The following is an 18,995-nucleotide window of genomic DNA, read 5'->3' as shown; positions in this document are numbered from 1 at the left end:
TCAATTTTTAAAACTAAAACTCATGAAAACAAAAATTCTGTTATTGCTCATCTTGAGCAGTCTCATGTTGGGCTGCCGGAGTAAACACAAAATTACAACCACATATAAAGAAAATACAACAAAGACAGAAGAAATAAAAGCTGATTCTTTAATCCTTCAAACCTCACAGTCCACTCAAAGTCTATCAGATGAGGTGTCAGTGAAGGAAGAGAAAAATGAAATATCCGGTGAGCTGTTGATTAAAGGAAAATCGGATGCATCTAATCCCTTTGTTTTCCATAATGTGGTGGGACGTGATACCCTTCAACGTATTTCCATCGTGGGAAATGCAGAATATTCTATCAGCAGCTATTATGCAAAGGCCAACCATGAAAAATCAGAGGTTAAAAAAGAAGAAACTAACCATGTTATCCAGGATTTAACCCAGAAAACAAGTTCAAAAGAAACGGTCAAAGAAGTAGCTTCAAAAGTCTCTGAAGAAACCAGGAAAATTCAAACAGATGGATTGGAGATCCTGGCCTGGATTTTCATTACGATTATTGGAATCACTTTAATACTCATCTTTTTCACCTACAAATATTTTAAGACATGAAAACATCACAAAAGGGAATCAATCTGATTGTATCATTTGAAGGTTTCAGTTCAAAGCCTTATCTGGATTCTGCAGGAATTCCGACAATAGGATATGGCAACACGTACTATCCGGGAGGAAAAAAAGTAACCATGAAAGATCCTGCCATCACTAAAGAAAAAGGAATAGAGCTATTTTCATCTGTTTTACCAACTTATGAAAAAATCGTCAACAGTAAAATTAAACTGAATCTTACTCAGAATCAATTTGATGCTCTTGTCTCACACACTTACAATACCGGAGGATCAGACGGACTATTTTCTTTGATTAATAAAAAAGCAGAAGAGCAGGCCATCAGAAATTGGTTTACCACGAAATATATTACGGCTGCCGGGAAAACATTAAACGGACTCATCCGCAGAAGAAAGGCTGAAGCTGATCTGTTCTTTTCTAAATAAACAATTTCTACCTAATACTGGGAACTTTAAACCATCTGTTATTCTTGGAAATATATCTCCAAAGTCAGGTGTAGACTACTTTGTTCCGGCTTCAAACTGCTCATACAGTTCAAATTTCAGAAAAAGATGTTATAGCATCATTGTAATATTTTGAGATCGCAAAAGTGGAATCAGCTTCATTGATTCTTTCTGAGTGAATGCCTAGTCGTATAGCTTCCTCTGCAAGTATATGGACTTTTTCGCTCCTTTAAAATGCCACGCCATAGAAATAATCTTCAAGCCTCTCCCAATTATCAATTTTATCAAAACTAATTATCAATTATCAAATGAGTACACCATTACATACAATTTTCAGTTGGTTTGAAACTGGAGATTTTCCAACAGAAACCCAGTTTAAAGACACGTTTTTATCTTTTTATCATAAAGATGACTTAATCCCTATGAAAGGTATTGAAGGATTTGAAGAAATCTTTCAATTATTTGCCAGTGCGGAAGCATTTCAACAACACTTACAAGACCCAAAGGCTCATTCGGAATATCTGGCTTTATTGAATGCCGGCAATCTGACCTCTGCTCATGTTGACAGCTGGAAAAGCAAACTTGGAATAAGCAATGTTGCTACAGTTGACAGTTCTGACCAATTGGGGAATGTGTACACTAAAATACAGGTAAATAGCTTTGTGGATGCATTGAAAGATGCTGATAAAGACTTAGCACTGAAGATAGAAAATATTAGAAAGATATTATTGTCTAATGATCTGTCTTTAGATGAACTTCAGGAAATAGTAAACTTCATTAAAAAAAACCGTGATGATATTGAAGCTTTAAAAGCTCTTCCCATAGGAGAATCAAGCGAAGATAAAGTAAAGCTGTTATTGAACTACGATTGGCTAAGCAGCCCGAAAAATCAACAGGAATTTAATAAGCAGATCTATGATAAGGTTTTGCTGATCTCACAGACAGCTGGAAGTGCAGTAGTGCAGATTACCGGAAGTGCAGTATTTCCCAATACCCTTGAAACGGAAAATGTGATCATTCAGGCCCGGGACAGTGTTACCGGAAAAAAAATAAATATTGACGATTATGCAACCAACCAAACCATCGAGATCAAGATGTTAGGTGACCTTGCTAATCCGATTAACATTCTCATTTTAAAAGTTAAACCATAAAAAAATAAAAAACTATGAATAACAACGCAGTAATCAGTAATAACGCAAATCAGGATAATTTTTTCGGGGAACTGCAACGTACCCGTTTTCAACAATTTACTTCATTTCCCAGTACGGATAATGTTCCTGCAGGTTGGGTAATTGATTATAATGGTCAGTTGCATCAATGGAACGGAACCGAATGGATTAATTTGGCCGAAAATTATGTACATCCAGATTATCCGCTGACTAATAATCCATTTCAGACCAATCAGACAAGCGGGCTTCTGTTGCTAAGTCAGATACTGACCAATAGTTCAGGGCATGTTATTAAAGTAGCAGGTCGAAATCTTACCAATGCAGATATTGTTTCTATTGTTGTGAATGATGCGATTCAGTCAGGAACCTTTACATGGTCATCCTATAAGATTAAAACTTATGTTGAAAACTTCATAGGGCAAAGCCTTACAGGAGCACTGATCTATCAGCCGGGAGGTTATATTCCTTCTACTGTTGAAGGTTCAATGACGATGCCATCACCTGCTACAGCAGCGGTAATTAAAACAGGAATGGTATGGGTAATTACAGCCAATGGATGGGTGGGCAATGAACCTGTCTCTGTGGGTGACCATCTTATTGCCAATACCGATGATGCTTACAATATCCCTAAAAATTATCAGATTATAGAAAAAGGTATTCCTGATATTGTAGATGCTACAGATACGGTAAAAGGATTGATCCAAATCGCTACAGATGTTGAAGCTATTGAAGGAGTCAATATTACTAAAGCAATGACTCCAAAATCTACGAAAGCTGTTTTGGATGCAAAAATTAAATCCCAAACATGGCACATCGGAGATGGATCGTCCGTTGCTTTCGCCATCACCCATGGCTGGAATACCCTGAATGTTGATTATATCTGTTATCGTAATACTGATAATAGAAAAATAAATGTAAGCTGTACGGTTATATCAGAAAATGACGTACAAATAGATGTTTTGGCACCGCTTACCCCGAATGAATATAGAATTACTTTAACTGCTAGATTAGACTAATGATTGCTCCTGAATATTTTAACAATCATATCGCTGTAGAAGGCGAGATAATTGTGAAAAGTGTTCCAAACGATGCAGGTTCTGTAATGGTTTGGAATTCTGTAACGAAAAAAATTAGCACACGAACCCATGCGGAAATAGTTTCTGATTTAAATTTAGTAACAACCAATACGTACCAGGATATACCGGTAAGAAAATCCTTCTCAGGAGCTACCGGTAATGCTTATAATGCAGTTGCTTTAGAAGTAAGAGGTAATGGGGTGTCTGATACAATTTACCCTGCAATTTCTTTTCATCAGCCTGGCCTTTATGCTGGTACACTGCAGTATAGGCCAAATGGGTATCACTTTATGAATATCAATGGCAATGCTTTTGATTACGTGAGAGCGGCCGGGTATTATAAAGACGGGTCAGATAATGAAAAATTCCTGACGGGAGGTGGTGGAGATTATGATTCCCGAAGAAAAGAAGACTCCTGGTATCATTCCGGAAGAAACTTCCCACAGGGTACATTAATTGAAACTGATGTAGATTATTCTGTAGACTATGGAGATCAGTTTCTCTTAGAGATTAAAGGTAATATGTATGGCACTGATCAGCCTTTAGACTGTAAGATCCAGGGATATATCTATAACGGTACTATTATTTCTCATAGCGGCTATTCTACATTATATTACTGGAATGGAATTACTGCCTTAAACTTAAATGGTAAACTTTGTTTTTGGTTTGCTCAATTATCTTACTGGCAGGGGTTTGATGTAAAAGTAACGGTTGGATATGGAGGTTTAGACCAGGGAAATAACAGAGTTACTTCAGTGTCGGATCATCCGGATCCGGGAGGCACAAAAAGGATTCAGATAAACCTTAAACATTTACTTACTAAAGAAGATTTAGTTGCTTCTAATACATTTTGGGAGAAGAAAAATACAGGTGGCTATTGGGCATTAGATTCAGATAGACCTATTGCCGGACTCAATGGAAATAGTGCACAGGTAATGTTATCAGGTGGTTTATTGGCTTCTTCTTCTTATACCGACTCTCAGTTTATTCCTCCTTACGGAATCCATTCAAGAGGTTTTGTACAAACAGATGAAGGTTTTCAAAACAGGTTTTACAAAGTAGATGAAAGAAATAGAATCTGGTCATTTGCTAATGCAGATACTTACGGACTTTCTTATTATCAGGGAAGTGCCAATAGCCTGAATGAAGGTATTGGTTTCCATTTTGGAGATCCGGATCATCCTACCCATTTTCTGGGAAGATCAGGTCAGATTTATTCTAGCGTAGGTATTTATTCTAATTCATTTACTACAGGTAATAAACAGGTTTTAAATTATAGTGGCCCGTCTACATTATATGTAGGAAACCCTACAATTAATACGATTATAGAATCTAATAACAATGATATAATACACTATAAAAATGGAGTAAATGGAGTGGTCTGGGATGCTCATAATTTAGATCCGTCAGCTTTTGTTAATACATCAACTTTAAATAATTATGTTCCCTATACTGGTGCAGCAAAGGATGTGAATCTTGGAACAAAGGATTTAGAATTTGAAGATGGAGGATCTATTAATAAAAGCCAAAATAAAGTAAGAATATTTAATAAAGTTTACCAGGGCTATTATGACGTGGGAGGACATACGGGTATTCTAGCGATTAAAATGCCACAAGCTTCACCAGAGCATGCAATGTTTAGTATTGATATCAATATTTATGGATATGAAAGTCAGTACTTGGGTAAAGTAAATGTCGCTTTCTATAAATATGTATCAGGAACTCTGGTTACTAATGGTTCAAAAGCGATATGGGAAGTAACGGATAATTTTCCTACCACTACCGCAAGGATTGGGATTGGAACTGATGGATATGTCAGTATTTTATTAGGAGAATCAGAGACTTTTTGGAATGGGTATTTCTCATTTGAAGTGGCTAGAGTGGAAGTTAAATACGGAAACTATTATCAGGATTGGAATCTGGGATGGTCTCATGCATTAGAACCTAACCTTGACGTATATCCTACCCATATCATTACTTTACCTTCTGATGTAGTCGCTACAAGAAGTTGGTTAACTAATTTTGCAGACAGCAGCTATATCCCAAAAGCAGTTCAGTTTAATGATAACTTCAATAGTCTTGGAGGGTATTCCAGTTCCGGAGTTTACAGAGCAAATAATAATGCAGGAGGAGTACAGCATTTATATAGTCCTATGTTGCACATGGGTGCTCAGGATACTACGGCACAGTTGCAGGTAAAATATAATGATACTAATGCAGACGCTGGAGAACTGGTCTATAGAAGTGGGCATAATGGCAATTGGACACTATGGAGAAAAGCCTGGGATAATGTAAATTTCAAACCAAGCGATTACCAGACGAGAAATACGGATGAAATTATATCGGCAGCAAAATCCTATTATAACAGAATACCTTTCAAACTAAAAAATAGTTCCTATAAATCCTGGTCAATTCAGAAACCTACCAATAACAATTTAATATTGGCACCTTCTGTTACCAATAATGCAGAAGATTGGGACTTAAATAATGGTATAACATTCACTGATGCCGGTCAGGTTTCATCAAAAGGTTTCAATAAAGTTGGGTATAATGATAACTATATCTTAACAGCAGGTGGTGGCCAGAGATTAGCCTCAGATTTTGTATCATCTTCAGACTTAGGGAACTATCTCAGAAAAGATGGCGGTACTATGACAGGTGCTTTTAATATAGAAACTCCGGCTATGTTAGGTAGATGGAAAAGTACTGCACAAACAGGAAATTATCTGACCTGGCAAAAGTACGATGGATCTAAAGATATAGCTTATATTGGAGCTGATGGAGATTCTGCCATAGGCGGTGGAGCAGGAGATAGTTTTGCAATGAGAGCTGTCAATGGTGGCGATTTATTATTAAGTTCAGATAGCGGTGTTGTTAAAATTCAAGGGGGCATTCCCTGGACTACTAATAACTTTAATCCCGGAGAATACCTGGCGAAAAGAGGGAACCATCAGGATGCAACTGCAGTAAAAACTGATTACCCTTTAAGCGTTACAGATTGGGCGACAGGTAACGGATTCCCGTCTACTTATGGTAACTCTTTACACATAGCAGGAAATAATACATGGTATCATAGAATAGATTTTCCTTTATTCAGCAATCATTTAGAATATTGGCAGGCTGTTAATACAACAACCATGACGAAAAAAGGGAATATTCCTTTATTGTCAGATGGAGAATCGCTTTGGACGAATAACAATTTTAATCCTGATGCTAAAGTTAATTCTGCGGAAAATGCTCAAACATTAGGATTCTCAAGTGGTTTGTCAGCAGGTGCACCTTACATCTATCATAGAACAGATGGTTATGTATTTCTGGCTACTCAATCTTGGGTGTCATCTAATTTTACGAGCCAGACTCTGTCAATTCAACCTGAAGAGGAAGGTGGTCAATGGATAAATCTTACTAATTCAAACGGAGTCTTTGCTACAAATTACTTTGTTACTTCAAGAGATGGTTCAAGAAACCCGGATACAGTTGTTGCACCTAATGGTAATAGTCGTAGAGTTAGATTTGATTTTATTCAGGCCGGACATGTTGGAGGAACTGGAAATTATGCAGGTGTAATGACTTATGCTCCTTGGGATGGTACCTCTGCATCCACTGGGGATTCTTCATACCAATTAGCTTTTGCCAACCAAACTGAGATCAATGGAGCAGGAATACCTATGCTTAAAATAAGAAAGGGAATTGATGATAAATGGTCCAGTAAGTGGTTTAAATTGTGGAGTGACGCAGATTTCTCCCAAGGTAATATCAATAGCTGGAATTATATGTCTAGTAACGGTGTTATTATAAACCAGCAATTTACCAGTCATACAGGTAATGGATTAATGGTTGCTGATGAATATAATGGCGGAGAATCTGGTATATATAATGAACAGGATGGGTTCTATTTAACTGTTTTGGAAGGTGAGTATTATAAATATTCAAGTAAATATAACAGTTGGGAAGGGATTAATTTCCATAGAAAGAGCCATAACATTGGTATAGGTACAGGTGCTAATGATGCCGATAAAGTAACTGTTTCAGGCTCAGTAAAGGCTACTGAAAACTTTAAATCAAAAGATGAAAAGCCTAATACTTTATTTATTCCGGACGGAAGTCTTTCCTATCTTGATGATGAGATTATCAATGAAGACTCTAGAATGAGATTGTCTCATGGCATGATTGAACAGCAGCCAGGAGTTCAATATTATGATTCTGATAATAGAATGCTGGTCATCAGATGTGTTCATGGTGAACAATTTACATTAGGAAAATGTTTCCGGGGTCAGAGAATACTCGTATTAAATGCCAGTGATAGCCATGCACAAGGATTTGACATAAAAAGTGCAGCTTATTCATACAAAATACCACCGTATAGCTCTATTCAATTATTTGCATGGGATGAAAAGACCGTATATAAATATGCAGAAAATAAGATGTATTAAAACTTAAAAATTCCAAAATAAGGAATATATAATTCATATAAAATGGCGTCACTTGTTGTAAAGTGGCGCCATTTGGCTTTTTGTGAAGGAAAAGCTACAATGAATACTGTTACTCGGTATATCCACCATTATCATAATGTATAGGAAATAAAAAGAATGACATCATAGAGTGAAATCTTCAAATGTCTGTATTGTGACGAAGACGAACATATCTTCAAACACTTCTATGGATGATCTGGTTCGGTTGGGGTAAATTAAGCAGGAATTAAGTAACTTATTTTGACCAAATAATTTACTTTAAATATGAATTTTATTATAATTTAAATCTAAAATTATATTGATTGTCTAAATCTTTATTGAAAAGACTAAGAATTGGTTATATATTTTCTTTCATCTTGTAATTATATGAAAAATGAGAGACTTTGTTGTTTCTGAAGTCTGTTTTTGTGAAATGAATTTGAAGCTTAGTTGTAATAAAAAAAATATTTTATTATTTGCTTCTTAAAAAATGTTAAATTAGTCGCGTTTTAATAAAAACTAATTAATAACTCAAAAAGCGACAATAAGGGAATGAAGAAACTCTCTCTCAGTGCATTTACTATATGCACTGTCCTGAGCATTTATGCCCAGGAAGTGGTATGGCAGAAAGACATCAAATCCTCTACTCAGGATTTTCTTAGCCAGGTTACTACAACAATCGATCAGCAATATCTTATCACGGGAAGCAGTATTCAGGCCAAAAGCCAATCGCTAGCAGCCGGTAGACAAAAGCAGAATAATGGTTATGATTTCCATCTGGTAAAATTGAACCAGTTAGGAGAAGAAGTCTGGGAGAAATACTTTTCAGGATCCAATCATGATTATTTATCAGCTACAGTCACAACACAGGATGGTGGATTTCTTTTGGCCGGAACGTCCTATTCAGGTAAAGGTTTGGATAAAAAAGATGATTCCAAAGGAGGTTCGGATATCTGGTTGATCAGAATCAACGAATTCGGAGATGAACTATGGCAAAAGACTTTGGGAAGTTCATCAGATGAAGAAGCAAGAGCAGTTATCCAGACTACTGATTTAGGGTTCTTTGTGGCCGGAAATGTACAAAACACTGCAAAAGGATATGGTTCTAAAGATGTTTGGATCACGATACTTGATAAAAACGGAAAAGAACTCTCCCAATTAATTTTAGGTGGAAAAAGCTTAGATGAAGTAGAGAAAATGATTCCAACGAGAGATGGAGGAGCATTGCTTGGAATTTATTCAAGGAGTCCCGAGTTCCGAGATGCGGGTTCTATACCAAACGTTCAAAACCCGATCCCCGTATCCCGAAACTCAAAACAAACTGAAAATTTTGGTGAGGGTGACTACTGGATTGTCAAGTTGGATAAGAACGGAAAAGTAGAATGGGAAAAGAGTTTTGGAGGAAAAGGAGATGATCATTTGAGAACCCTTGCTTTAACTTCCACAGGTTTTGTCATTGGCGGAGAATCCAGATCAGAAAGATCAGGAAATAAAACTGTTGGACTAGATGAAGGATCAGATCTTTGGCTGATTGCTTTAAATGAAAGAGGAGATGAGCAGTGGCAGAAATCCTATAATTTTGGGAATCGTGATATTCTGATGGGAATGAGTGTTCTGCATTCAGCAGATGATAAATCTTCCAAAGGAATCTTATTAGGAGGTTACACCCAGGCAGAAGGAAGAGCAGAAACGGATGACGAGACCTTCTGGATGCTGTATCTGGATCACAATGGAAATGAACAGTGGAGAAAACATATAACCGGAGAATCCAGACAAAAAGCGGAAAGACTTTCTGATCTGAAATTAAATAGAGACGGTTCCATTATTCTGGCAGGAACCAGTGCAGAAGAACTTGGAAAAGAGAACTGGAAGATTGTGAAGCTAGGCGATAAGCAGGTTGATCAGCTGATTGAAAAATACGATATCAAGATCTATCCGAATCCAGTCTCAGATTATGCTTATGTAGAAATCGGCTTTGATTTTAGAGAGGCTGATATTCTGTTGTATGACATGAGCGGAAGACAACTTCAAAACCTTAAGACGAAAAACAAAGTAACCAAGATCAATACTCAGGCACTGATTCAGGGAGCCTATCTGGTGACGATAAAAACTGATACCAATAAAACGGCGAATGCAAAGCTGATCAAAAAATAAAACCTAATTATTTTCATGAAGAAAACTACAATAGCTATAATTTTATTATTAGCTACATTAAATAATGCTTCAGGGCAAACTACAGTCAACCAGTATGACCCAAGTGTGAAAAATGTTCCTACATCTCCTGAAGTGGCATTATTAGGCAGGTTTGGAGATATTCCTGTAGGTCATTATACTGGAACAGCAGAAGTTTCAATACCTCTTTATACTCTTAAAATAGATAATATTGAAATTCCATTAGCTGTAAGTTATCATACCTCAGGTATTAAAGTTGCTGATGAAGCTACATGGGTAGGCCTGGGATGGAATTTTTTGCCTGAAGGAACTATTATACAGGAGATTAGAGGTAGCGAAGACTTTGTAACAGGAGGAGATGGTTTTGCCAGCACATTGGGCTATAGTATTTTTAAAAATAACTTTCCCACTGTTCAATCGGAAAGTCCAATGTATAGACTTCAATATGGTGCCAATGATTATAATGTAGGTCTTCTTTCTGGAGGAGCTCAGCCAGCAACAGATGATTCTTATGATATTATAACCAGTTTAAAGAGTAAAAAGGGACAGCCGGATATTTTTTCATACAATTTTTATGGATATTCCGGAAGGTTTTTTTACAACCCGGAGAACAACAATGAAATCTTATTTTTAGAAAATAATGATGATGTAAAATTCTCCAGGAATACTGAAGGTTGGATAGCGACTACCAACAAAGGAGACAAATTTTATTTTTATGCTGTTGAAACATCGAAAACTGATCAGACCAGTACCATTGATTTGTCATATACTTTTAAAGTTAGCAGAATTGAACTTGTAAGTGGTAAAGTTGTTACATTCAAATATCAGGATGAGAGTACCTATCAGCAGTATCCTACACAAGTTGTTCATCTAACAAATTTTACAATGAGTCCTGCTTTAAGCAGCAGCTCGAATGCTGTAATTAATGAAAAAAAAACATTGATAGGTATAGAAACAGAGGATACTAAAATACAATTTAATTTGGATAACAGGGAAGATATTCGACCCCATTTTACTGCGACCCCAATTAAGAAATTAAGTTCTGTTGATATTCTGTCAAAATACAGTAATAAGAAAATTAAAAGTTTTGTATTTAATCAAAATTATTTTCCAATTAATTCCATTAATAATACGTTGGAAGAAGGGTATAAGAATAAAAGGTTAAAATTAAATTCTATTCAAGAGGTGAACTATGATCAAATGGGTAATTCTGTCCCGACATCTATTCCTCCATATACTTTTGAATATGATACTACCAATATAATGCCTGATAAGATGAAAAGTTCAGATTTTTACGGATATAGTAATGGTGTGGGAAGTGATAATCTTCTTCCTGATTTATCGTATTTTGATTATTTCAAAACAGCTCCTTATAAAAACTATGGATTAACACCCAGTTCTTATTTGGGGAGCATGAGATATACAAATGTGAACTCTGTGGCAACAAATATACTTAAGAAAATATTTTACCCCACGGGTGGACGTACTGAGTTCGAGTATGAATCCAATACATTTACCAATCAGTTTATACCAACTGCTACTCAATTGCAAAATGGTAATAAAGGTCAAACTGTTAATCATCGAGGAGCAGAGCCAAATGGGGCTATTTTTGTTAAAGGTTCTTCCTTCAAACTTCCCAATAAAACAATAAAGTTTTATAATACCATATATGACGGCTATATGGGGCCAAATTATCCGGAAGTTCATTATGGTGACTGGAATGAGATGACAAAATGTAAAATACAATTTCGTAAGAAAAAGATGGTTAATGGACAACAGGTTGAGACAGTTATAAAAGAATGGAAGGTGGATGTTCCGGGAAGTGTTTTTGAACAAACACATCAGCTCACCTGGAGTGAGGAAATAACAGTACTTGATGATACAGATCCAACTACCGAATATTATGTATATGTTGAGAATGGTATCAATTACCGAAGTACAGATGGAACCCATAGAGCGATTGTATCAAGTAGTATCTCATATTTTGATAATACAGATATTGATACTTCTATATCTTATGGAAGCGGTTTAAGGATAAAATCATTAAAGAATTATGAAAATAGTAAATTATTATCCCATAAAGAATATACTTATAATGGTGGAAAATTAATTTATGCATTTAGTCCTATAAATCTTATAAGCGGTGCAACATCTAAATCTCTGCCTTCAGGAACTACTGGGGGATGTCCGAGTGAGTCTATTTCAATTTTTAATGATATTTCAATCAACTCCAGTGATTTTGGATTAGGTGGAAATAAATCTTTTGGTTATAGTGAGGTTATAGAGAAAGATATCAATGTTATTGACGGAACACCTAAAGGTTATACGAAATACTATTTTACCAACATACAAGGAACTTACTTAAAAGGTATGCCGAAAGTAGATGTTCCTTCCAATGGAGAGAACACATTGATTGAAGTTTTTGATCAGAATCTAAATAAACTCTCTTCAAAAATAAATAACTATGATAATTTACCCAATACCTATGGTGTATACCCGTCATTTGGGATTGTTAAAACATCGACAGGACTTTATGACCCAAGTAATAATTTTTATCCTTATCAGTTTAACTCAGGTTGTCCTGTAATTGGATTATCCTATACTGGCGACACTTATCAAAATCCTTTGCCAGTCACTAAATATAAGTTTTTAGTGAGCCCTCTTATTACAGGTAAAAGAAGACTTAAATCTACTATTGAAACTACATTTTTAGGAACCTCGGCTTTAGTAACAAAAACAGAATTAACGTACAATGCTTCTGGAAATCTGGATACAAGTAAGCTAACAACCTCTGACAGCCAAATTATCTATACAGATTATGATTATGCCAATGATTGGGGAAACAACCGTCTGATTAATAAGAACATGACTGGTATTCCATTATCTACAAAGGTTACTTCGGATAATAAAACTCTAAGCTTTACACAAACCAAATATGATAGTCAGGACAACTATCTTCCGACTTCTGCTCAGTCGTATGATATCAAAGCTGGCAGCTGGGATACTGAAGTTAAATACGATAAGTATGATGATAAAGGGAATCTCCTGCAGTATACTACAAAAAGTGGGATTCCGGTTTCTTTAGTTTGGGGATATAATAAGTTATATCCTATTGCTAAAGTAGAAGGTATTACCTATGAACAGCTTGAAGGAAGTGCTCCGGCTCAACTTGCAGATATTTTTACAGCTTCTGAAAAAGACGCTAATCCTACATTTTATAATCTGCAGCCAGAGGAGGCGGAAAATCAGCTCGTTACTAAATTAGATGTTTTCCGTACTTATTTCAGATTATTAAACTATAATATTACTACTTACACTTATGATCCACTGGTTGGGGTAAGAAGCATTACTCCGCCATCAGGTATCCGAGAACGCTATATTTATGATACAGCCGGCAGACTTGAAAAAGTCATTGATATGGATGGGAAAGTGTTAAAAGAAATGAAATACAACTATAAAAACTAATACCGTTGAAGAAACTCATAATTCCAATCGGTGCTTTGATGATATCAGGTTTTGTACAAGCCCAACTAAGCACAACAGAAAACTATACTTACAGTAAAACATATCTTGATTATGATGCCAATAACCAGCCTACCAAAACGTCGGAAACTGTTCAGTATTTTGATGGACTGGGCAGGCCTAAACAAATTGTCAATATAAAAGCAACTCCCACAGGAAAAGATCTGGTAACAACGATACCATATGATGGATTTGGAAGACAGGTTGATACCTGGCTTCCCGCGCCCATGAATACATTAAACGGCGGAATTCAATCAGGAGCAGAGGGAGCCGCTCAAACTTATTATGGAGATAATACTCCTTTTGCACACAAAAACTTAGAAAATTCACCTCTGGATAGGATTTTCGAACAAAAGCAAGTGGGAGCAGCATGGAGCACAAAGCCTGTGAAATTTGAATACAATGCAAATGAAGATGGCGAAGTGAAGAAATATAATGCGGTTTTCAATTACAGTACTTTTGAAACACTCATTACGGTTTCTACTCCTTATACAGCCAATCAATTGTATAAGAGTACAGTAACGGATGAAGATGGAAATAAAACCATCGAATTTAAAAATGGTAAGGGTCAGGTTGTGTTGGTAAGAAAGATGCTGAATGCAACTGACAGTACAGACACTTACTATGTTTATAATAACTATGATCAATTGGCATATGTTTTATCTCCTAAAGCAGCAGATCTTATTAAAAGCTTAAGCCCTGGAGTACCGGTTCCGGATACGGTTTTGAATACTCTTTGCTATCAGTATAAATATGATGGAAGAGGAAGGGTGGTAGAAAAAAAGCTTCCTGGTAAAGGCAAGGAATTGATAATATATGACAAGCAAGACAGAATTGTAGGAACTCAGGATGCCGAATTAAATAAAAAAGGACAATGGCTATATACCCAGTATGATAAGTTTGGAAGAGTTGTTATTACTGGAATTGCTACTGGAGGAGACCGGAACGCAGAGCAAATATTAGCTGATGGTTCTGGAAATATGTTGAGGAATAGCTCAGCTGTTTTTAACAGGCAGGGTATGGATGTTTTTTATGATCCTGATATTACCTATCCTCATGCGTCTAAATGGGTTACTTTATTATCTGTAAATTATTATGATTCATATCCCCAATACAGCTTCAATCCATCTGTTTTATCTGTTTTGGGAGAACCCGTACTTACCGAAACTCTTACTGCAGACGGAAGAAGTACCAAAGGGTTTCCTGTTATGAGCTTTGTAAAGAATATAGAAGATGATAACTGGACTAAGAATTACACGTATTATGATACTAAGGGACGAGTAATTGGAAAGCACTCTATTAACCATCTTGGAGGCTACACCAGAACAGAATCAAAACTTGATTTTGCAGGACTCCCCAAACAGACCATTACCAGACATAAGAGATTAGAAACAGATACCGAAAGAATTATCACAGAAAACTTTGAATATGATAATCAGAACAGGCTTGTGGTACACAAACATCAGGTTGACAGTAATCCCGTAGAATATCTGGCTCAAAATACCTATAACGAAATTTCCCAGTTGGAATCAAAAAAAGTGGGTGGAATTGCTGCTGGGGCTCCGCTTCAGCAAATTGATTATAAGTATAACATCAGAGGTTGGTTGACAAAAATCAATGATCCTGCGAATCTGAACGGAAAGTTGTTTGGATATGAAATAAAGTATCAAAATCCTGTAAATTCTCAGAGCATAGGAAAATTCAATGGTAATATTGCTGAAATTGATTGGAACAACGGATCGGAAAATCTTCTGAAACGTTATAATTATGAATATGATGCAGTGAACAGGTTAAGAAATGCTTTCTATAAAGAACCGTCTACAGGGAATACAGGTTATTTTGATGAGTATCTCAGCTATGATCTCAATGGTAATATAAACACCTTAAAAAGAAATGCAGCTCCCGTATCACAAGGGACTACTTTTGTACAGGTGGATGATCTTATCTATCAATATACAGGAAACCGTTTGGATAAAGTAATTGAATCAGCAATGAATGACACGGGCTATGAAGGAGGAAATAATATGATTGACTATGATTCGAACGGAAATATGAATACTATGCTTGATAAAGGGATCCATGGTATAACTTATAATTATCTTAACTTACCGGATAACTTTTCAATTACTCAGACCAATTCTATAGGAGAAATTAATAATTTTGGATTAGATTATCTTTATAAAGCCGATGGTACAAAAATCCGTAAAACCTATACAAGCGGAGGAGGAAGAGGAAGTACAACAATTACGACGAATATAACGGATTATTTAGATGGTTTTCAATATGGCTTTTCAGAAACTACAATTTGTCTTTGGTGCAGAACAAGTGTCGCATACGAAGAGGCAGCTTTTAAAAATGAAAATGAAGTGAATGCCATAAAGCCGATTAAACCTCTGTGGATACTAGACTTTGTTTCTACGGCGGAAGGTTTTTACAGTTTCACAGAAAACCGCTATATTTATCAGTATAAGGATCATCTTGGAAATAGCAGAGTAAGTTTTGCTAAAAGTAGCGCAGGGACTCTTGAAATAACCGATACCAATAATTATTATGCATTTGGAATGAATCATATTGGAACCAATAAAGGATTATTGGGAGGTTATAAAAATTATAAATATAACGGGAAGGAACTGCAGGAGACTGGAATGTACGATTATGGTGCTAGGTTTTATATGTCAGATCTTGGAAGATGGGGTGCTGTTGATCCTTTGTCGGAAAAGCATAGAAGACATAGCCCATATAACTATGCTGTCAATAATCCAGTTTTATTTATCGATCCTGATGGTAGAGATATTAGGTTTGGTAATAATATTTATTCCTATCAAAAGGATAGAGATTATGCTAAAATTGAAAATGAATTTGATCGAAATGTCTATAAGGCGTTAGATTACTTATATTCTCAGGAAGCTCTTAATATAACTATTGGAGAAGGAAAAGATGTTACAACAGTTAATGTTATGGATTTTATGATCAATGACAAGAAAAATACTTTTACAATTTCAGAACAGACAGAGAATGGAAAAAAAAATGAATATGATCCTAATAGTAAATCTGTGAAATTTAATCCATTAGAAGGTATCAGATTTAGGAAAGATGGCACCAAATCAACTTTGGAAGAAGGAAATGTAGGCTATAATAGTCCATCTTCAAGATTAGGACATGAAATACTGCATGGATTTAATCATTTTTCAAATCCAAGTAAATATAGAGAACGAAATCAAAATAAATATGAAGGAAAGGCTGAAAAATCAATATGGACACCAGATAAACGAAATATTGGGTTTATAGATGAAGAAGAAGAATACAATACCGTAAATTTGGGGAATCAAATGAATCAAAAATTAAACGAAGATAAACGAACAAACTATGGTATAATACCTTATCCAGTAGAAAGTGTAACTTCTACAAAAATTAAACCACCAACAGAACCAAAACCATGATCAAGATTAAATATTCCATAATACTGGCATTATTAGTAACAATTATTACATCTTGCAATAATCAAAAAATAGTATTAATATATTCTAAAAACACTGTTAATAATAGTAAATATGTGATAGCTTCCGATTTAAAATATTTTTTTTCGGATAGCAATGATATAAAACGGGTTTATCTTCGAAATGAAAAGCTAAGCCTTAAGCTAGAGGATATTAAGCAAAAGATTGTAACTAAACATCAAATTATTATTCCTGATGATAGTTATTATGTATTTGCATTTATTACTAAAAAAGATACCTTATTTGCAGATGATAGACTAGAATTTTGGAGATCTGGAAATAAAGGGGTTTATTTTAAACTCGTTGATTCTGAAAAGAATAAAATATTGAAGTATTATAAAATTTATCCTAGTCAATGGTAATTTATAACTAGGTTCTTTGTTTGATCTTATTATTTTTTATACAATCAGGCATTGTGGTAGGTATATAATAAATTAATTTCTTATCAAAGTAAAATAAAAAAATGGCGTCACTTGTTGTAAAGTGGCGCCATTTTTATGTTATTTCTTTGTTGGAATCTATTAATTTCTTGGATGAAAAAGTAGAAGTCTATAACTTTGAAGTGGAAGTCTGCTGCTAGGCATATTTCTGGAGGAAATACAAATGCAGTAGAAATGGAAGGTATAGAAGCCGCAGCTTCCCCCACCAAACGTTAGGTCTTTCATTAAATAAAAAAGGGAATTATGTGGGAGGAATGTTGAGAAGACAAGGAGACACAATAATTACAGATGAAAATTCTGAACATAGATGGAATAATCAAATCAGAAAACAGGTCTAAAAGTTAATCATGCAATATGGAGATAAGAATAATATATATATCAGAGATTAATTATGAATGTTATTTTTGCGGTAATTGTTGGAAAATAGTTTACGAAGGTAAAACCACACATATTGATATGAATAATTTCTATGGTTATCCTTTTTATATAATTTTTGAAAATATAGAAACGGCGAGTCAACAGTTAACAATGCTCATTAATAAAAATAATATATTACTTCCCGATATTTTTCCTATAGAACTCATCTTGAAAGATATTATTGATCACCACCAAGGTTACTGGTTAAATGTGTGTTTATATTTTATTATTAAAATGGAATGTTTGAACAGTAATATGATACAGCTTTTGAGTACAACTCAAAATAATAAAAAATTTAGTCAAGAATTAAGGCATAAAATAAGAAAAGCTATACTTATTAATAATTAACTAAGATTGGAATAAAAATTAACGCTATTAGATTGAATACCTGCGAACTATATGGTGGTAATATTCAATCAATGATGAAAAAACTTTGGTAATGTCATATAATGTTATTAAATTTATAATGAATTCCGAATAACAATATTATTACACCTCACTAAATTTATTAATCATGAAAAAGCAAATCTTTATCATTGCGCTGTCTCTGGGAGCAATCACCTTAGGAACCAACCAGGTTATGGCACAAAATTCAGAGCAGGTGAGTACATCAGTAAATATTATTTTATCGGATGTTATTGCAATGGACATTAGCTCTGTTGCTTCAGAAGGTGCCGTAGATTTTAATTATGGGAGCACAAAAGACTATAATTCATCAAAAAATGTAACCGTTCCCAACAGTTTAGTCATTATTTCCTCTAAAAACTTTGATGTAAAAGTAAAATCTGAGGGTACACACTTTGTAAGTGGTGCAAACCTAATTCCTGTAGATATATTGCAGGTAAAAGCAATACCGGGCGGAAGTTTGGTGGGAACCCTGAATGAGGTCACTTTATCTACAGCTGATCAGGTGCTGGTGAGCAATGCAAGTTTAGGTACGAAACAGTCTTTGAATATTGCCTATTCCATTTCTGCAGAAAATGCATCCAAGGTTCTTCTGGGAAAACCACAGGGAACTTACACACAAAAAATAACTTATACTGCCACTGCATTGTAAGTAAATAACAATTTTAAATAGAAAAGCCCTCAGTACTGTCGAAGTATTGAGGGCTTTTCTATTTAAGTCTGTGTAGTGATTTTACTACGTGAACTTCCTTTTTCCACTACAAAGAAACTTTTAGCACCACTATAAATTTGCAGTATA

The 18,995-nt window shown here is 35.1% G+C and carries 11 protein-coding genes; all 11 read left to right on the top strand.

Annotation, left to right across the window (positions count from 1 at the left end; genetic code table 11):
• The first annotated feature begins 22 nt into the window (after positions 1-22).
• The gene (locus NK356_RS08580; RefSeq protein ID WP_034699530.1) at positions 23-592 is read left to right on the top strand and encodes a hypothetical protein; all 570 of its coding nucleotides are present in this window, start codon (positions 23-25) and stop codon (positions 590-592) included.
• Entirely contained in the window at positions 589-1,029 is a 441-nt protein-coding gene (locus NK356_RS08575; RefSeq protein WP_034699532.1) for a lysozyme, read from the top strand. Before NK356_RS08580 ends, NK356_RS08575 begins: the two co-directional genes overlap by 4 nt.
• Positions 1,030-1,355: 326 nt before the next feature.
• Entirely contained in the window at positions 1,356-2,198 is an 843-nt protein-coding gene (locus NK356_RS08570; protein ID WP_034699535.1) for a hypothetical protein, read from the top strand.
• Positions 2,199-2,212: 14 nt separating this feature from the next.
• Positions 2,213-3,232, top strand: a complete 1,020-nt coding sequence (locus NK356_RS08565) for a hypothetical protein (RefSeq protein ID WP_034699536.1) — start codon at positions 2,213-2,215, stop codon at positions 3,230-3,232.
• Positions 3,232-7,725 (top strand): hypothetical protein, encoded by a 4,494-nt coding sequence (locus NK356_RS08560; protein WP_253316729.1) that lies wholly within the window; start codon positions 3,232-3,234, stop codon positions 7,723-7,725. Before NK356_RS08565 ends, NK356_RS08560 begins: the two co-directional genes overlap by 1 nt.
• 570 nt (positions 7,726-8,295) lie before the next feature.
• On the top strand, positions 8,296-9,897 hold the full coding sequence (locus NK356_RS08555) for a T9SS type A sorting domain-containing protein (RefSeq protein WP_253316728.1): 1,602 nt from the start codon (positions 8,296-8,298) through the stop codon (positions 9,895-9,897).
• A 15-nt stretch (positions 9,898-9,912) separates the two neighbouring features.
• On the top strand, positions 9,913-13,380 hold the full coding sequence (locus tag NK356_RS08550) for a hypothetical protein (protein ID WP_253316727.1): 3,468 nt from the start codon (positions 9,913-9,915) through the stop codon (positions 13,378-13,380).
• 5 nt (positions 13,381-13,385) lie between these two features.
• Positions 13,386-16,877 (top strand): DUF6443 domain-containing protein, encoded by a 3,492-nt coding sequence (locus NK356_RS08545; protein WP_253316726.1) that lies wholly within the window; start codon positions 13,386-13,388, stop codon positions 16,875-16,877.
• Positions 16,874-17,296, top strand: a complete 423-nt coding sequence (locus NK356_RS08540; protein ID WP_034699544.1) for a hypothetical protein — start codon at positions 16,874-16,876, stop codon at positions 17,294-17,296. Before NK356_RS08545 ends, NK356_RS08540 begins: the two co-directional genes overlap by 4 nt.
• A gap of 432 nt (positions 17,297-17,728) precedes the next feature.
• Positions 17,729-18,139: a hypothetical protein gene (locus NK356_RS08535; protein ID WP_034699547.1), complete on the top strand. Its 411-nt coding sequence runs from the start codon at positions 17,729-17,731 to the stop codon at positions 18,137-18,139.
• 166 nt (positions 18,140-18,305) lie between these two features.
• Positions 18,306-18,848, top strand: coding sequence for a peptidoglycan-binding protein LysM (locus tag NK356_RS08530; protein WP_253316725.1), 543 nt, complete (start codon positions 18,306-18,308; stop codon positions 18,846-18,848).
• Positions 18,849-18,995: the final 147 nt, after the last annotated feature.

This window comes from Chryseobacterium sp. S0630 (genome assembly GCF_024158915.1).
GTDB lineage: Bacteria > Bacteroidota > Bacteroidia > Flavobacteriales > Weeksellaceae > Chryseobacterium.
The sequence above is the reverse complement of the archived record's forward strand: the minus strand, read 5'-3'. Positions and strand labels throughout refer to the sequence as shown.